At 63.4% G+C, this 14,939-nt stretch carries 12 protein-coding genes and 4 tRNA genes; all 16 read left to right on the forward strand.

Annotated elements, in window-relative coordinates:
• The first annotated feature begins 121 nt into the window (after positions 1-121).
• The 16 genes from ACF8Q6_RS03535 to ACF8Q6_RS03610 all read left to right on the forward strand — a co-directional run bounded on the left by ACF8Q6_RS03535 (position 122) and on the right by ACF8Q6_RS03610 (position 14,817).
• Entirely contained in the window at positions 122-1,126 is a 1,005-nt protein-coding gene (locus ACF8Q6_RS03535) for an aspartate-semialdehyde dehydrogenase (protein ID WP_014754044.1), read from the forward strand.
• A gap of 71 nt (positions 1,127-1,197) precedes the next feature.
• Positions 1,198-3,933, forward strand: coding sequence for a FimV/HubP family polar landmark protein (locus ACF8Q6_RS03540; protein ID WP_392490522.1), 2,736 nt, complete (start codon positions 1,198-1,200; stop codon positions 3,931-3,933).
• 137 nt (positions 3,934-4,070) lie between these two features.
• A complete protein-coding gene (truA, locus tag ACF8Q6_RS03545) occupies positions 4,071-4,931 on the forward strand; it encodes a tRNA pseudouridine(38-40) synthase TruA (RefSeq protein ID WP_033726402.1) in 861 nt (286 codons plus the stop codon).
• Positions 4,932-4,992: 61 nt separating this feature from the next.
• Positions 4,993-5,613, forward strand: coding sequence for a phosphoribosylanthranilate isomerase (locus ACF8Q6_RS03550; protein WP_014859296.1), 621 nt, complete (start codon positions 4,993-4,995; stop codon positions 5,611-5,613).
• Positions 5,614-5,833: 220 nt separating this feature from the next.
• The gene (gene accD, locus ACF8Q6_RS03555; protein ID WP_004574892.1) at positions 5,834-6,727 is read left to right on the forward strand and encodes an acetyl-CoA carboxylase, carboxyltransferase subunit beta; all 894 of its coding nucleotides are present in this window, start codon (positions 5,834-5,836) and stop codon (positions 6,725-6,727) included.
• Complete coding sequence (folC, locus tag ACF8Q6_RS03560; protein ID WP_392490521.1) at positions 6,727-8,034, forward strand: bifunctional tetrahydrofolate synthase/dihydrofolate synthase; 1,308 nt, start codon at positions 6,727-6,729, stop codon at positions 8,032-8,034. The genes accD and folC overlap by 1 nt, the downstream gene beginning before the upstream one ends.
• Positions 8,018-8,662: an SPOR domain-containing protein gene (locus tag ACF8Q6_RS03565; protein WP_392490520.1), complete on the forward strand. Its 645-nt coding sequence runs from the start codon at positions 8,018-8,020 to the stop codon at positions 8,660-8,662. The genes folC and ACF8Q6_RS03565 overlap by 17 nt, the downstream gene beginning before the upstream one ends.
• A 195-nt stretch (positions 8,663-8,857) precedes the next feature.
• Positions 8,858-9,415, forward strand: a complete 558-nt coding sequence (locus ACF8Q6_RS03570) for a CvpA family protein (RefSeq protein WP_003247206.1) — start codon at positions 8,858-8,860, stop codon at positions 9,413-9,415.
• 42 nt (positions 9,416-9,457) lie between these two features.
• Positions 9,458-10,963 (forward strand): amidophosphoribosyltransferase, encoded by a 1,506-nt coding sequence (gene purF / locus ACF8Q6_RS03575; RefSeq protein WP_003247207.1) that lies wholly within the window; start codon positions 9,458-9,460, stop codon positions 10,961-10,963.
• Positions 10,964-10,979: 16 nt separating this feature from the next.
• Complete coding sequence (locus tag ACF8Q6_RS03580) at positions 10,980-12,191, forward strand: O-succinylhomoserine sulfhydrylase (protein WP_392490519.1); 1,212 nt, start codon at positions 10,980-10,982, stop codon at positions 12,189-12,191.
• Positions 12,188-12,961 carry an SDR family oxidoreductase gene (locus ACF8Q6_RS03585; RefSeq protein WP_392490518.1) on the forward strand — a complete coding sequence of 258 codons (774 nt, stop codon included), beginning with the start codon at positions 12,188-12,190 and terminating at the stop codon, positions 12,959-12,961. The genes ACF8Q6_RS03580 and ACF8Q6_RS03585 overlap by 4 nt, the downstream gene beginning before the upstream one ends.
• Positions 12,962-13,180: 219 nt before the next feature.
• Positions 13,181-13,256, forward strand: a tRNA-Val gene (locus ACF8Q6_RS03590).
• Between the two features lie 65 nt (positions 13,257-13,321).
• Positions 13,322-13,398: transfer RNA gene (locus ACF8Q6_RS03595), tRNA-Asp, on the forward strand.
• Between the two features lie 99 nt (positions 13,399-13,497).
• Positions 13,498-13,574: transfer RNA gene (locus ACF8Q6_RS03600), tRNA-Asp, on the forward strand.
• Between the two features lie 141 nt (positions 13,575-13,715).
• Positions 13,716-13,792 (forward strand) — tRNA-Asp (locus ACF8Q6_RS03605).
• A 200-nt stretch (positions 13,793-13,992) separates the two neighbouring features.
• Positions 13,993-14,817 (forward strand): DUF2242 domain-containing protein, encoded by an 825-nt coding sequence (locus ACF8Q6_RS03610; protein WP_392489597.1) that lies wholly within the window; start codon positions 13,993-13,995, stop codon positions 14,815-14,817.
• Positions 14,818-14,939: the final 122 nt, after the last annotated feature.

Raw genomic sequence — 14,939 nt, forward strand, 5'->3', positions numbered from 1 at the left:
AGCAACAGCAACAGCAACAGCAACAGCAACAGCAATAGGCAACGCTGGGGGAGGCACAGACAAAACCCTACAATCCGAGTAAAGTGCCGCCCCCGCCGTTTACAGCAAAAGGATCCCTTCCATGACACACCCTTTGGATATCGCCGTCGTCGGCGCCACCGGCAGCGTCGGTGAAGCCTTGGTGCAGATCCTCGAGGAACTGGCATTCCCGGTTGCCACCCTGCACCTGCTGGCCAGCATGGAATCGGCGGGCAGCAGCGTGATGTTCGCTGGCAAGAAACTGAAGGTGCGCGAAGTCGACAGCTTCGACTTCGCCCAGGTCAAACTGGCCTTCTTCGCCACCGGCGCCGCCGTCAGCCGCAGCTTTGCCGGCAAGGCGCTGCAGGCGGGCTGCACGGTCATCGACCTGTCCGGCGGCCTGGACGACGCCCTGGCCCTGGTGCCGGAAGCCAACGCCGAACGCCTGGCCAGCCTGTCGTTGCCAGCGCGCATTGTCAGCCCATGCTCGGCCGCAGTAGCCCTGGCCGTCGCGCTGGCGCCGCTCAAAGGCCTGCTGGACATCGAGCGGGTGCAAGTGATGGCCGCATTGGCGGTGTCTGCGCAAGGCCGTGAAGCGGTCAGCGAGCTCGCCCGGCAAACCGCCGAACTGCTCAATGCCCGCCCGCTGGAGCCGCGCTTCTTCGACCGCCAGGTGGCATTCAACCTGCTGGCCCAGGTCGGTGCTGCCGACGAGCAGGGCCATACCGCGCTGGAGCGCCGCCTGGTCAGCGAACTGCGCGTGCTGCTGGGCCTGCCTGACCTGAAGATTTCCGTGAGCTGTGTTCAAGTCCCGGTGTTTTTCGGCGATAGCTTCAGTGTGGCCGTGCAAAGCCGTCGCCCGGTAGACCTGGCAGCGGTCAACCAGGCCCTGGAGGCAGCCGACAGCATCGAACGGGTGGAAAACGATGATTATCCGACCCCGGTAGGTGACGCAGTGGGCCAAGACGTGGTCTATGTTGGACGTGTACGTCACGGTGTTGATGAAGACCAGCAACTCAACCTCTGGCTAACCACTGACAACGTGCGCAAAGGCGCCGCGCTCAATGCCGTGCAAGTGGCGCAATTGTTGATTAAACACATGCCGTAAAAGATACTGGCGAGCACTTTTGTCCTGCTCTGCATGCAGGTTTCGGGACGATTCATACAAGGGAAGAGGTCATGCTTCGAATTCGCAAACTGGTTCTGGCCATGGCTGCAGCATCCGCGCTGTCGTCTGGCATGGCGAATGCGCTGGGCCTGGGGGAGCTGACCCTGAAGTCGGCACAGAATCAGCCGTTGGACGCCGAGATCGAATTGCTCGACGTGCGCGACCTCAAAGCCACCGAAGTGGCGCCGAGCCTGGCGCCACCGGAAGAGTTCAGCAAGGCCGGGGTGGCGTTTCCGACCTACCTCGAAGACCTGACCTTCACACCGGTGATCAACCCCAACGGCAAAAGTGTGCTGCGCGTGACGTCCAGTCAGCCGCTGCCAGGTCCGGTGGTCAAGTTCCTGGTGCAGGTGATGTGGCCGCAGGGCCGTCTGCTGCGTGACTATAGTGTGCTGCTCGACCAGGCCAAGGCGCAGGGCGACAAGCCGGCGGCAGGCAATGTCACACCGGCCATGACCGGTGCCAGCAACTACACCACCCAGCGTCGCGACACCTTGTGGCAGATTGCTGCGCGTAACACCCAGGGTGGGTCGATCCAGCAGACCATGATCGCGATCCAGGCATTGAACCCGGACGCCTTCATCGGCAACAACATCAACCAGCTGAAGGTTGGCCAGGTACTGCGCCTGCCCGACCAGCAGCAGATCCAGAGCATCGCCCAGGGCGAAGCGAACCGCGAGGTGGCCGAGCAGTATGCGGCCTGGCGTGAAGGCCGTCGCCTGGGGCCACGTGCCCGCCAGCTGGATGCCACCCGCCGTGGCGCCGCCGAAGCTGCACCGTCGCGTATCGCCCAAGGCGACAACCTGCGCCTGGTCAGCCCGGGCAAGCAGGCAGGTGCAGGCCAGGCCAAGGCGTTGAATGACGAGCTGGCCATGGCCCAGGAAAGCTTGGACACCAGCCGTCGCGACAACGAAGAACTGAAAAGCCGCATGGCCGACCTGCAGAGTCAGCTGGACAAGCTGCAGCGCCTGATCGAGCTGAAGAACAACCAGTTGGCACGCCTGGAAGGCCAGGGCGCAGACGCATCGGCAGCGGCTGCCGCTACTCCGGAGCAGCCCGTGGTCAATCCGGCGCCTGCTGCTGCCGATACCGCACCCAAGCCTGTGCCGGACGCCCAGCCAGCATCCGCCAGCCAGCCGAAGGGTGCGCTCGATTCGGTCCTGGGCAACCCGTGGCTTTTGGGGGTGATTGCCGGTTCCAGCATTCTGGTGCTGGCACTGCTGCTGTGGCTGCTGGCGCGCAAGCGCAAAGCCCAGCAAGAAGCCGAGAAGCACCTGCGCATGGCGCGGGCGCTGGAAGAAGAGCAGGGCGCAGGTTTCGACAGCGATACCGAGAGCTTCGACGGCGTCGAAGCCCGGGAGCCTGGCGTAACCCTGTCGCCGGCGGTGGTTGCCGCTTCGGCTGCAGCTGCCGTCGCTGCGGAAAAAGTGGCAGAACCGGTCGCTGAGGCAGACCCCGAGCCTGAACCGCAAGCAGACCCGCACGCCGCGCTGCTGGCGCAAGTTGACCAATGCCTGGCCGAAGGCCGCCTCAATCGTGCTACCGAGCTGCTGGAGCCCGCCGTGGCCGCCGCGCCGGAGCGTGACGACCTGCGCCTGAAGCTGATGGACGTGTACGCCCGTCAGGGTGACCAGAGCGCGTTCGCTGAACAGGAGCGTCAGTTGCCGGCCAGCGAGCAGAACGTTGCCCAAGTCGCCGGCCTGAAAGAGCGTTACCCCGCCATGCTCGGCCTGGCTGCTGCCGGCCTGGGTGCGGCGGCGCTGGCTGCTGAAATGGATGAGCAGTACGTGCAAGAGCTGCTGCACGATGAGCCCGAAGCGCCGGTGGTTGCCGACGTGGTGCCTGACGAGTTGTCCGGGTTCGAGGCGCAGGAGCAGGCTGAGCCAGAGGCTGTCGCGCAAGCAGAGCCTGACGCTGAGCTGGACGCCTTCGGTGAAGTGCCAACGCTCGATGCAACGGACCTGGCCGCGCAGGATCTGGACAGCGCCTTCGACCTGAGCCTGGGTGAAGACCTGGCCGATCAAGACCCGCTGGCCGCGTCCGTGCTGGAAGAGCCGATGGCACAGGGGGGCGTACCCGACGAGCTGGTAATCGCTGAGCCTGTGCTGGATGAGCCCGTACAGGAAGAAGCTCAGCCAGAGGAACAGCCCTTTGCCGTGGATGCCGAGCTGCAAGCCGACGCCGACGCTGATTTCGAGGCCATGCTGGCTCAGGCCGAGCCTCAGCCTGCCGTGGACCTGTCTGATTTCGACCTCGACGTCAGCGAGCCGGTTGCCCCGGCTGCCCCGGAGGTGCTGGAGCAAGATCCACTGGATGTGGCGTCCGAACTGGCTGCCTTCGACAGCGAGCCGGAGTTTGACCCGGTCTCCGAGTTCGACCTGCCATCGGACTTCGACTTGTCCCTGTCGCTGGAAGACGATTCGCCGGCCGCCAAGAGCTTTGCCTCGGAGCTCAATGACGTCAACGCCGAGCTGGACAAGCTGTCGCAGAGCCTCGAAACGCCATCGCTGGAGCCGCACTTCACCAGCGAAGACGCGGTGGCGCAGCCCGAGCCCGAGCCTTTGGACGACCTGGACTTCGACTTCTTCTCCGGCAGTGACGAAGTCGCCACCAAGCTCGACCTGGCCCGTGCCTATATCGACATGGGTGACAGCCAGGGCGCGCGCGACATCCTCGATGAAGTGGTCAAGGATGGCGACGACAGCCAGCGTCAGGAAGCCGAGGACATGCTCTCCCGGCTGGTCTGATGCAAGCAGGTCAGGCCTCTTGGCGGGCTGACCGCGCCCGCGAAGAGGCCCGCACATGCAGTGCGCAACCACCGGCAGCCCTACAAGGCTGCCGTTGTCGTTATAATCCCCGCCATTCCGTACACCCCACAGGTTTCATGCTCTTGGACATCATCGACACCGCTACCGCCGAATCCGCGGCCGAAGGCTACTCCCGCATCGCCCTGGGCGTGGAATACAAAGGCGCGCGCTACCGCGGCTGGCAACGTCAGGCCAGCGGCGTGCCGAGTGTCCAGCAAGCCCTGGAGCAAGCGCTGTCCAAGGTCGCCAACGAGCCGATTTCGGTGGTCTGCGCCGGGCGTACCGACGCCGGCGTTCACGGCTGCGGGCAGGTCGTGCACTTCGATACCCGTGCCGTGCGTGACGAGCGCGCCTGGACCATGGGCACCAACTTCAACCTGCCGCACGACATCAGTGTGGTCTGGTCGCGGCCAATGCCGGCCGACTTTCATGCCCGCTTCAAGGCCTGCGCCCGGCGCTACCGCTACGTCATCTACAACGACCCGATTCGCCCGGCGCACCTGGCCGAAGAAGTGACCTGGAACCACCGTCCGCTGGACGTCGATCGCATGGCCGAGGCGGCGCAGTTCCTGCTGGGTACCCACGACTTCAGCGCCTTCCGTGCCAGCCAGTGTCAGGCCAAGTCACCGATCAAGCACATCTACCACCTGCGTGTTACCCGCCATGGTCAGATGATCGTGCTGGACGTGCGTGCCACCGCCTTCCTGCACCACATGGTGCGTAACATTGCCGGTGTGCTGATGGCCATCGGCGCCGGCGAGCGTCCGGTTGCCTGGGCACGCGAGGTGCTGGAAGGGCGCAACCGCCGTGAAGGTGGGGTAACGGCCCATCCATACGGGCTTTACCTGGTGCAGGTGGAGTATCCCGAAGCGTTTGCGTTGCCCAAGCGTTACATCGGCCCACACTTTTTGAGTGGTTACGAGGCGTTGGCAGACTGACGAGCGAAAAGCCATTTGCTAACATCCGCCCTTTCGCCGCAACAATCAGGGTTCTTGTTCCATGAGCAATGTTCGCAGCAAGATCTGCGGGATTACCCGCATCGAAGACGCACTGGCCGCTGCCGAAGCGGGGGCCGATGCCATCGGCTTCGTCTTCTATGCCAAGAGCCCGCGGGCGGTGGACGTGCGCCAGGCGCGGGCGATCATTGCCGAGCTGCCGCCGTTCGTGACCACGGTCGGGCTGTTCGTCAATGCCTCGCGCTGTGAGCTGAACGAGATCCTCGAAGTGGTTCCGCTGGACCTGCTACAGTTTCACGGCGATGAAACCCCGCAGGACTGTGAAGGCTACCACCGCCCTTGGATCAAGGCCCTGCGTGTGCGCCCTGGCGATGACCTGGAGGCGGCCTGTCAGCTTTACGCGGGTGCCCGCGGCATTTTGCTGGACACCTATGTGCCAGGCGTGCCAGGTGGAACCGGCGAGGCGTTCGACTGGTCATTGGTACCGGCGCGTCTTGGCAAGCCGATCATCCTCGCGGGTGGGCTGTCGGCCGATAACGTTGGCCAGGCCATTGCCCGGGTAAAGCCTTATGCGGTGGATGTCAGTGGTGGCGTCGAACAGGCCAAGGGCATCAAGGACGCGGCGAAGATCGAGGCCTTCATGCGTGCGGTGAAACAGGCTTGATGGCAGATGTGACGGCTGGCTGCGCGCCATCGTCCATAGCTTTCGCAGCCCTGCGGGCCGCTGCCAGCACCTGTGGTGGCAAACAACACATTAGCGGTGGAGTGGCGCGCTGGAAGCCCCGGCGGCCGGTCCACCATCGTTTCATAAAAGATTTTGAGCTCAAGGGCAGGGTAGGGCCGGTGACGCCGTCCCCCGCCTGCCAATACTGGAGAAAGAAAGCATGAGCAACTGGTTAGTCGACAAACTGATCCCTTCGATCATGCGTTCCGAGGTGAAAAAGAGCTCGGTGCCTGAGGGCCTGTGGCACAAGTGCCCGTCCTGCGAGGCCGTGCTGTATCGTCCGGAGCTGGAAAAGACCCTGGATGTCTGCCCCAAGTGCAATCACCACATGCGCATCGGCGCACGTGCGCGCATCGACATCTTCCTTGACGCCGAAGGCCGGGCCGAACTGGGCGCTGACCTGGAACCGGTCGACCGCCTGAAGTTCCGTGATGGCAAGAAGTACAAGGACCGCCTGACCGCTGCGCAGAAGCAGACTGGCGAAAAAGACGCGCTGATCTCCATGAGCGGCACCCTGATGGGCATGCCGATCGTGGTTAGCGCCTTCGAGTTCTCGTTCATGGGCGGCTCCATGGGTGCCATCGTCGGCGAGCGCTTCGTCCGCGCGGCCAACTATGCCCTGGAAAACCGCTGCCCAATGGTTTGCTTCTCCGCTTCGGGGGGGGCGCGCATGCAGGAAGCGCTGATCTCGCTGATGCAGATGGCCAAGACCTCTGCCGTGCTGGCGCGCCTGCGCGAAGAAGGCATCCCGTTCATCTCGGTCCTGACCGACCCGGTGTATGGCGGTGTTTCCGCCAGCCTGGCCATGCTCGGCGACGTCATCGTCGGTGAGCCGAAGGCCCTGATCGGTTTCGCCGGCCCACGCGTGATCGAGCAGACCGTACGCGAGAAGCTGCCCGAAGGCTTCCAGCGCAGTGAGTTCCTGCTGGAGCACGGTGCCATCGACCTGATCATCTCCCGTGGCGAATTGCGTCCGCGTCTGGCCCGCCTGCTGGCGCAGATGACCGGTCAGCAAACGCCGGAAGAAGCGCGTGAGGCGGCTGCCGTCGCGTGATGAAACAACGATCCCTGGGCGAATGGCTCGCCTACCTCGAGCAGTTGCACCCCTCGGCCATCGACATGGGCCTGGAGCGGTCGCAGAAGGTGCTTGCCCGCTTGGCGCTGGGCAAGCTGGCGCCGCGCGTGGTGACAGTAACCGGCACCAACGGCAAGGGTTCGACCTGCGCCTTCGTGGCGTCGTTGCTGCGTGCCCAGGGGCTCAAGGTCGGAGTGTACAGTTCGCCGCACCTGCTACGTTACAACGAGCGGGTGGTGATCGATGGCCAAGAGGCCAGCGATGAGCGCCTGTGCGAAGCCTTCGCCGCCGTCGAGGCGGCGCGGGGCGATACTTCCCTGACCTACTTCGAGATGGGGACGTTGGCCGCGTTCTGGTTGTTCTACCAGTCGCAGCTGGATGCGGTGGTGCTGGAGGTGGGCCTGGGTGGCCGCCTGGATACCGTCAACGTAGTGGATGCCGACTTCGCCCTGGTGACCAGCATCGGTGTCGACCATGTTGATTACCTGGGTGATACCCGCGAGCTGGTGGCCTTCGAGAAGGCTGGCATCTTCCGCCCGGGCAAGCCGGCCCTGTGCGGTGATCTGGATCCGCCCGGGCCGTTGTTGGACAAGGCCGCCGAACTGGCCGCGCCACTGTTCCTGCGTGGTCGGGAATTCGACCTGACCAGCGCCGAAGGCTGCTGGAGCTGGCGTGGTACTGCCGCCGATGGTGCGCAGGTCGAGCTGCGTGACCTGCCTTTGCTGGACCTGCCCATGGAAAACGCCACGCTGGCCTTGCAGGCTTACCTGCTGATGGGGCTGCCGTGGGACGCGGTGCAAGTTCGCCAGGCGTTGCTGGATACCCGTATCACTGGGCGTCTCGACCTCCGTCTGTTGAACTGGCAGGGTAAGCCGGTAGCGTTGCTGCTGGATGTCGGGCATAACCCGCATGCGGCGCAGTACCTGGCCAGGCGCCTGGCGGCCCGGCCGCTGAAGGGGCGCCGCCTCGCGGTGTTTGGCCTGCTCGCCGACAAGGATCTGGAGGGCGTTATCGCGCCGCTGCAGGGCCTCATCGACGACTGGGCGGTGGCGCCGCTGGATACCCCGCGCAGTCGCCCGGCTGCCGAACTCGCCACGTCCTTGGCGAACCTCGGTGCCGCGGTGAAGTCTTATGCCAGCGTCGACGCCGCCCTTGAAGGGCAATGTGCGCAGGCGACGGCGGATGATCAGATCCTGCTGTTCGGTTCGTTTTTCTGTGTCGCACAGGCGCTGGAATGGCTGGAGCGGCATGCCCAGGAGGGTGGAATAGATGGCTGTGCTGGATAAAGGGATGAAACAGCGCATGGTGGGTGCGCTGGTGCTGGTGGCGCTGGCGGTTATCTTCCTGCCGATGCTGTTTACCCGCCAGGACGAGATGCGCCAGGTGCACGTCGAAGCCCCGCAGGCACCGGCCATGCCCAGCCTGCCGGAAGTGAAGGTGGAGCCGGTTGCCGTGCCGGAGCCACAGTTTACTGCGCAGGAGGCGCAGCCGGCGCCGTTGGTGATCGACGAGGCCACTGCGCCGGCGAGTACACCCAGCCAGCCAATCACCCCGTCGCCACAGACCCAGGCGCAGGTTCAGCCACCCAAGCCGCAGGCGCCCGCGCCCAAGGTGGAGGCCAAAGCCGCTGCAACGCCCGCGCCCGCCGCGCCATCGAAGATCGACGCCAATGGCCTGCCCGTCAGTTGGTCGATCCAACTGGCCAGTCTGTCCAACCGCGCCGGAGCCGAAAAGCTGCAGCAAACCCTGCGTAGCCAGGGTTACAACGCCTATATCCGTACGGCGGGTGGCATGAACCGCGTGTACGTGGGGCCGTTGATCGAGCGCGCCGAGGCCGAGCGCGTGCGTGACGCCATCAACCGTCAGAACAGCCTCAAGGGCTTTGTGGTGCGCTTCCAGCCTGAGCGCAGCTGATTCCCCGGGGCGGCCATGCCGCCCATTCGCGGGTGAGCCCGTTCCTGCAGGTACTGCGCCGCTGCAGGCTCAGCCAGAACCTGTTGGGGCGGGTTTGCCTGCCAATGGCCCAACACCAATCCAGCTGACATTCCGCTTACTCCCGGCCCGCCGCTCTGGTAAAATGCGCCGCCTCAAACGTCTGCAGGCAGCACCGTGGCATTTACCTTGGTTGATTGGGCGATCATCGCGATCATCGCCGTCTCCACACTGATCAGTCTCAAGCGCGGCTTCGTCAAGGAGGCCTTGTCCTTGCTCATCTGGATCATTGCCGGTGCGGTTGCCTGGATGTTCGGCGGTTCGCTCTCGGTGTATCTTGAGAGCTATATCCAGACGCCATCGATGCGCGTCATCGCTGGCTGCGCCATTCTTTTCGTCGCCACCTTGCTGGTGGGGGCCATGGTCAACTTCCTTGTCGGTGAGCTGATCCGCGTGACCGGGCTGTCCGGCACCGATCGTTTCCTGGGCATGGCCTTCGGTGCTGCGCGCGGGGCCTTGCTGGTAGTGGTGGCCATAGGCCTGATCAGCCTGGGGCCGGTTCAACAAGACACCTGGTGGCAGGAATCACGCCTGATACCACAATTTCTCTTGGTCGCCGACTGGTCGAAAAACCTGATTCTGGGTTTCACCGGCCAATGGACGCCCAGTGGGCTGATCAGCACTCCGGCTGATCTTCCGTTCAAGGAACAGTTGCTCGGGCCGTCCAAGCCCTGAGCGCTATTCACTCAAGTTTCATCAAAGTAGGGGTTGCGTCGCATGTGTGGCATCGTCGGTATCGTCGGTAAGTCGAACGTCAATCAGGCGCTGTATGACGCGCTTACGGTCCTCCAGCACCGCGGCCAGGACGCTGCCGGTATCGTGACCAGCCATGACGGCCGGTTGTTCCTGCGCAAGGATAATGGCCTGGTGCGCGACGTGTTCCAGCAGCGCCACATGCAGCGCCTGGTAGGCAACATCGGCATCGGCCACGTGCGCTACCCCACTGCGGGCAGCTCGACCTCGGCCGAGGCCCAGCCGTTCTACGTCAACTCGCCTTACGGCATCACCCTGGCTCACAACGGCAACCTGACCAACGTCGAGCAGTTGGCCAAGGAGATCTACGAGTCCGATCTGCGCCACGTCAACACCAACTCCGACTCGGAAGTGCTGCTGAACGTGTTCGCCCATGAACTGGCGGTGCGCGGCAAGTTGCAGCCGACCGAAGAAGACGTGTTCGCTGCGGTCTCCCATGTGCACAGCCGCTGCGTTGGCGGTTACGCCGTCGTGGCCATGATCACCGGCTACGGCATCGTAGGCTTCCGCGACCCCCATGGCATTCGCCCGGTGGTGTTCGGTCAGCGTCACACCGACGAAGGTGTGGAATACATGATCGCGTCGGAAAGCGTCGCCCTGGACGTGCTCGGCTTCACCCTGATCCGCGACCTGGCACCGGGCGAAGCGGTGTACATCACCGAAGAAGGCCAGTTGTTCACCAAGCAGTGCGCCGAATCGCCAAAGTTGCAGCCGTGCATCTTCGAGCACGTCTACCTGGCGCGCCCGGACTCGATCATCGATGGGGTCTCGGTGTACAAGGCGCGTCTGCGCATGGGTGAAAAGCTGGCCGACAAGATCATGCGCGAGCGCCCCGATCATGATATCGACGTGGTCATCCCGATCCCGGATACCAGTCGCACTGCCGCGCTGGAACTGGCCAACCGGCTGGGCGTCAAGTTCCGCGAAGGTTTTGTCAAGAACCGTTACATCGGCCGTACCTTCATCATGCCCGGTCAGGCCGCGCGCAAGAAGTCGGTGCGTCAGAAGCTCAACGCCATCGAGCTGGAGTTCCGCGGCAAAAATGTGATGCTGGTGGACGACTCGATCGTGCGCGGCACCACCTGCAAGCAGATCATCCAGATGGCCCGCGAAGCCGGCGCCAAGAATGTCTACTTCTGCTCCGCGGCCCCTGCAGTACGCTACCCCAACGTCTACGGCATCGACATGCCGAGTGTTCACGAACTGATCGCCCACAACCGCACCACCGAACAGGTGGGTGAGTTGATTGGCGCCGATTGGCTGGTCTATCAGGACCTGCCAGACCTGATCGATTCGGTCGGCGGCGGCAAGATCAAGATCGAGCAGTTCGATTGCGCGGTGTTCAACGGTGAATACGTCACTGGCGATATCGACGAAGCCTACCTCGACCGCATCGAGCAGGCCCGTAATGACCTGGCCAAGGTCAAGAACCAGGCCGTCAGCGCGATCATCGACCTTTACAACAACTGATTTTGGGAGCGACGGCATGACGGATCAATGGGATGCCGGGCGACTGGACAGTGACCTCGAGGGTGTCGGTTTCGACACCCTGGCGGTTCGCGCTGGTCAAAACCGTACCCCGGAAGGCGAGCACAGCGAAGCGCTGTTCCTGACTTCCAGCTATGTGTTCCGCACGGCAGCCGATGCTGCTGCGCGCTTTGCCGGCGAAACGCCGGGCAACGTCTATTCGCGCTACACCAACCCATCGGTGCGTGCCTTCGAGGAGCGCCTGGCGGCCATGGAAGGTGCCGAACAGGCCGTGGGGACGTCCACCGGCATGGCGGCGATCCTGGCCGTGGTCATGTCGCTGTGCAGTGCCGGTGACCATGTGCTGGTGTCGCAGAGCGTATTCGGCTCCACCATCAGCCTGTTCGAGAAGTACTTCAAGCGCTTTGGCCTACAGGTGGACTACGTGCCACTGGTCGACCTCACCGGTTGGGAAAAGGCCATCAAGGCCAACACCAAGCTGCTGATCGTCGAATCGCCCTCCAACCCGCTGGCCGAGTTGGTCGATATCACTGCGCTCAGCGAAATCGCCCATGCTCAGGGTGCCATGCTGGTGGTGGACAACTGTTTCAGTACCCCGGCGTTGCAGCAGCCGCTGAAGCTGGGTGCCGACATTGTGTTCCACTCGGCCACCAAGTTCATCGACGGCCAGGGCCGCTGCATGGGCGGTGTGGTTGCCGGCCGTGCCGAGCAAATGAAAGACGTGGTGGGTTTCCTGCGAACCGCAGGTCCAACCCTCAGCCCGTTCAACGCCTGGATCTTCACCAAGGGCCTGGAAACGCTGCGCCTGCGTATGCGTGCACACTGCGAGAGCGCTCAGGCCCTGGCCGAATGGCTGGAGCAGCAGGACGGCGTGGAAAAGGTGCATTACGCCGGCCTGCCCAGCCACCCGCAGCACGAACTGGCCAAGCGCCAGATGAGCGGTTTTGGTGCAGTGGTCAGCTTCGAGGTCAAGGGTGGCAAAGAGGGCGCGTGGCGCTTCATCGACGCTACCCGTGTGATTTCCATCACGACCAACCTGGGTGACAGCAAAACCACCATCGCGCATCCGGCGACCACCTCACACGGTCGCCTGTCGCCGCAGGAGCGTGAAGCGGCGGGTATCCGCGACAGCCTGATCCGCGTTGCCGTGGGCCTGGAAGACGTGGCCGACCTGCAGGCTGACCTGGCGCGCGGGCTGGCGGCATTGTGATCGAAATCAGCGGCAGCACCCCGGGCCACAATGGCCGGGTAGCCTTGGTCACGGGCGCCGCCCGCGGCATCGGTCTTGGCATTGCCGCATGGCTGATCTGCGAAGGCTGGCAAGTGGTGCTGAGTGATCTGGACCGCCAGCGTGGTACCAAAGTGGCCAAGGCGTTGGGCGACAACGCCTGGTTCATCACCATGGACGTTGCCGACGAGGCCCAGGTCAGTGCCGGCGTGTCCGAAGTGCTCGGGCAGTTCGGCCGGCTGGACGCGCTGGTGTGCAATGCGGCCATTGCCAACCCGCACAACCAGACGCTGGAAAGCCTGAGCCTGGCCCAATGGAATCGGGTGCTGGCGGTCAACCTCAGCGGGCCCATGCTGCTGGCCAAGCATTGTGCGCCGTACCTGCGTGCGCACAATGGGGCGATCGTCAACCTGACCTCTACCCGGGCTCGGCAGTCCGAACCCGACACCGAGGCTTACGCGGCAAGCAAGGGCGGCCTAGTGGCTTTGACCCATGCCCTGGCCATGAGCCTGGGCCCGGAGATTCGCGTCAATGCGGTGAGTCCGGGCTGGATCGATGCCCGTGATCCGTCGCAGCGCCGTGCCGAGCCGTTGACCGAAGCTGACCATGCCCAGCATCCAACGGGCAGGGTAGGGACCGTGGAAGATGTCGCGGCCATGGTTGCCTGGTTGCTGTCACGCCAGGCGGCATTTGTCACCGGCCAGGAGTTTGTGGTCGATGGCGGCATGACCCGCAAGATGATCTATAGCTGAGTACCTTGTTTAAACTGCGCCGGCCTCTTCGCGGGTAAACCCGCTCCTACAACGGTTAATGTCCGACTGTAGGAGCGGGTTTACCTGCGAAGAGGCCGGCACAGGCAATAACCTCACGTTGCCTTTTTGAAAAAAATTCAATGGGGCTATTGACTTAGCTTCGCCACCTGCGTAAATTTCGCGGCCTCAGCGAAGCAAACGCAACAAGCAACATCGCGAGGGTGATTAGCTCAGCCGGGAGAGCATCTGCCTTACAAGCAGAGGGTCGGCGGTTCGATCCCGTCATCACCCACCACTTCCTGAGATGTTCCTGGAGCATCGGGTTCGCAAGAAGCCGGTAGCCAGAGAGGAACGCACTGCGCAGCGGTAGTTCAGTCGGTTAGAATACCGGCCTGTCACGCCGGGGGTCGCGGGTTCGAGTCCCGTCCGCTGCGCCATTTTTCAGTAACAGATGGGTGCCTGGCACCGGTCTGAAGCCACAAGGCACATGCCTTGGGCTGATCCCAGTTTCAATCGGGCGAAAGCCTGAACGATACGCAGCGGTAGTTCAGTCGGTTAGAATACCGGCCTGTCACGCCGGGGGTCGCGGGTTCGAGTCCCGTCCGCTGCGCCATCTTCGTTTCAAGGTCCCTAGAACACCTTGAAGCAAACACAAGAGAAGCGATCGCGTTATCGCTTTTTTTGTGCCTGCCCTGAGGCCATCGCGCCGGAAGGGTAGACCCAGGTTTCAATCGGGCGCAAGCCTGAATGATACGCAGCGGTAGTTCAGTCGGTTAGAATACCGGCCTGTCACGCCGGGGGTCGCGGGTTCGAGTCCCGTCCGCTGCGCCATCTTCGCTTCAAGGCCCCATGAACGCCTTGAGGCAACGTTAAAGCGACCTTCGGGTCGCTTTTTTCGTTGGTGCGCCTGGCAAGTGCCTGCCTTTACCCAGATTTACACCAACCTGACAGATTCTTCACCGACCAGCGGTTCCTGTGCCTGCCTGCTGTGTTGCACAATAGGCACTTTCCCGACATACCCGGAATTCGCAATGACCAGATCTTCCGTCTTTGGTGCGCTCGGGCTGGCCCTGGTGCTGGCGGGCGTGACCGGTTGTTCCTCGAAAAAAGCGGCCGTCTACGAGCACGAGAACTTCGATGACTCGGGTACCTTCTCGCGCAGCTTTCCGGTGAGCGATGCCGGCTCTTGCGAGGCCGCCCGGCGTGCTTTGCTTAGTCAGGGATACATCATCACCAGCAGCGGCGCCAACCAGGTAGTGGGTAACAAGAGCTTTCAGCAAAACAGCGAGAACCACCTGCAGATCAGCTTCAATGTCACCTGTGCGCCGGACGTGAGCGACGATCAGCGCTCGACCATGTTCGCCAATGCCCTGCAGGACCGCTATGCGCTGAAAAAGTCCAACACCTCCGCCAGCCTGGGCGTAGGGGTGCTGGGTTCGGTGTCGATGCCGATCGGCTCCAGTGACGACTCGATGGTCAAGGTAGCCAGTGAGACAGTGACTGCGGCGCAGTTCTATGACCGTTATTTCGCCTTGGTGGAAAGCTACCTGCCCAAGCCGAAAAAAGTGAGCAAGGCCAAGGTCGAAGCGCCAGCGCCGAAGGTTGAAAAACCGGCGGCTGACCTTGGGCTTCCGGAGCAAGCGGCGGCAAACCCGGTGGCGCCGGCCCCGGCAACTGCACCGTTGGTTGAGGCGACGCCTGCGCCTGCGGGGGTAGTCCCGGCCAGCGAGGCGGCAGCGGCGCCGGTGGTGGATGACAGCCAGGGTTCGCAGCCTGTGGCCCCGCCGGCCGAAGCTGCACCCATACAGGTGCAGCAGGATGCCCAGCCGGCCGAGGCCGCCGCCCCCTCCCTTTGATGGGTCGCCTGAACCGGCCCTTTCGCGCGCAAGCTCGCGAAAGGGCCGGTTCAGGCTGTAAACATCCCCTGTTACAGACGCCCCGCGATAACTTTCTGAACACCTGCTACGTTTACCACTCA

It is taken from the genome of Pseudomonas sp. GLN_2, assembly GCF_043106005.1.
Lineage (GTDB): Bacteria > Pseudomonadota > Gammaproteobacteria > Pseudomonadales > Pseudomonadaceae > Aquipseudomonas > Aquipseudomonas alloputida.

What these genes read in the sequence shown, in the direction of transcription:
- accD (WP_004574892.1), top strand. Translation starts at nt 5,834, where the DNA reads ATGAGCAACTGGTTAGTCGACAAACTGATCCCTTCGATCATGCGTTCC.
- folC (WP_392490521.1), top strand. Translation starts at nt 6,727, where the DNA reads ATGAAACAACGATCCCTGGGCGAATGGCTCGCCTACCTCGAGCAGTTG.
- ACF8Q6_RS03565 (WP_392490520.1), top strand. Translation starts at nt 8,018, where the DNA reads ATGGCTGTGCTGGATAAAGGGATGAAACAGCGCATGGTGGGTGCGCTG.
- ACF8Q6_RS03610 (WP_392489597.1), top strand. Translation starts at nt 13,993, where the DNA reads ATGACCAGATCTTCCGTCTTTGGTGCGCTCGGGCTGGCCCTGGTGCTG.
- ACF8Q6_RS03550 (WP_014859296.1), top strand. Translation starts at nt 4,993, where the DNA reads ATGAGCAATGTTCGCAGCAAGATCTGCGGGATTACCCGCATCGAAGAC.
- ACF8Q6_RS03535 (WP_014754044.1), top strand. Translation starts at nt 122, where the DNA reads ATGACACACCCTTTGGATATCGCCGTCGTCGGCGCCACCGGCAGCGTC.
- purF (WP_003247207.1), top strand. Translation starts at nt 9,458, where the DNA reads ATGTGTGGCATCGTCGGTATCGTCGGTAAGTCGAACGTCAATCAGGCG.
- ACF8Q6_RS03540 (WP_392490522.1), top strand. Translation starts at nt 1,198, where the DNA reads ATGCTTCGAATTCGCAAACTGGTTCTGGCCATGGCTGCAGCATCCGCG.
- truA (WP_033726402.1), top strand. Translation starts at nt 4,071, where the DNA reads ATGCTCTTGGACATCATCGACACCGCTACCGCCGAATCCGCGGCCGAA.
- ACF8Q6_RS03580 (WP_392490519.1), top strand. Translation starts at nt 10,980, where the DNA reads ATGACGGATCAATGGGATGCCGGGCGACTGGACAGTGACCTCGAGGGT.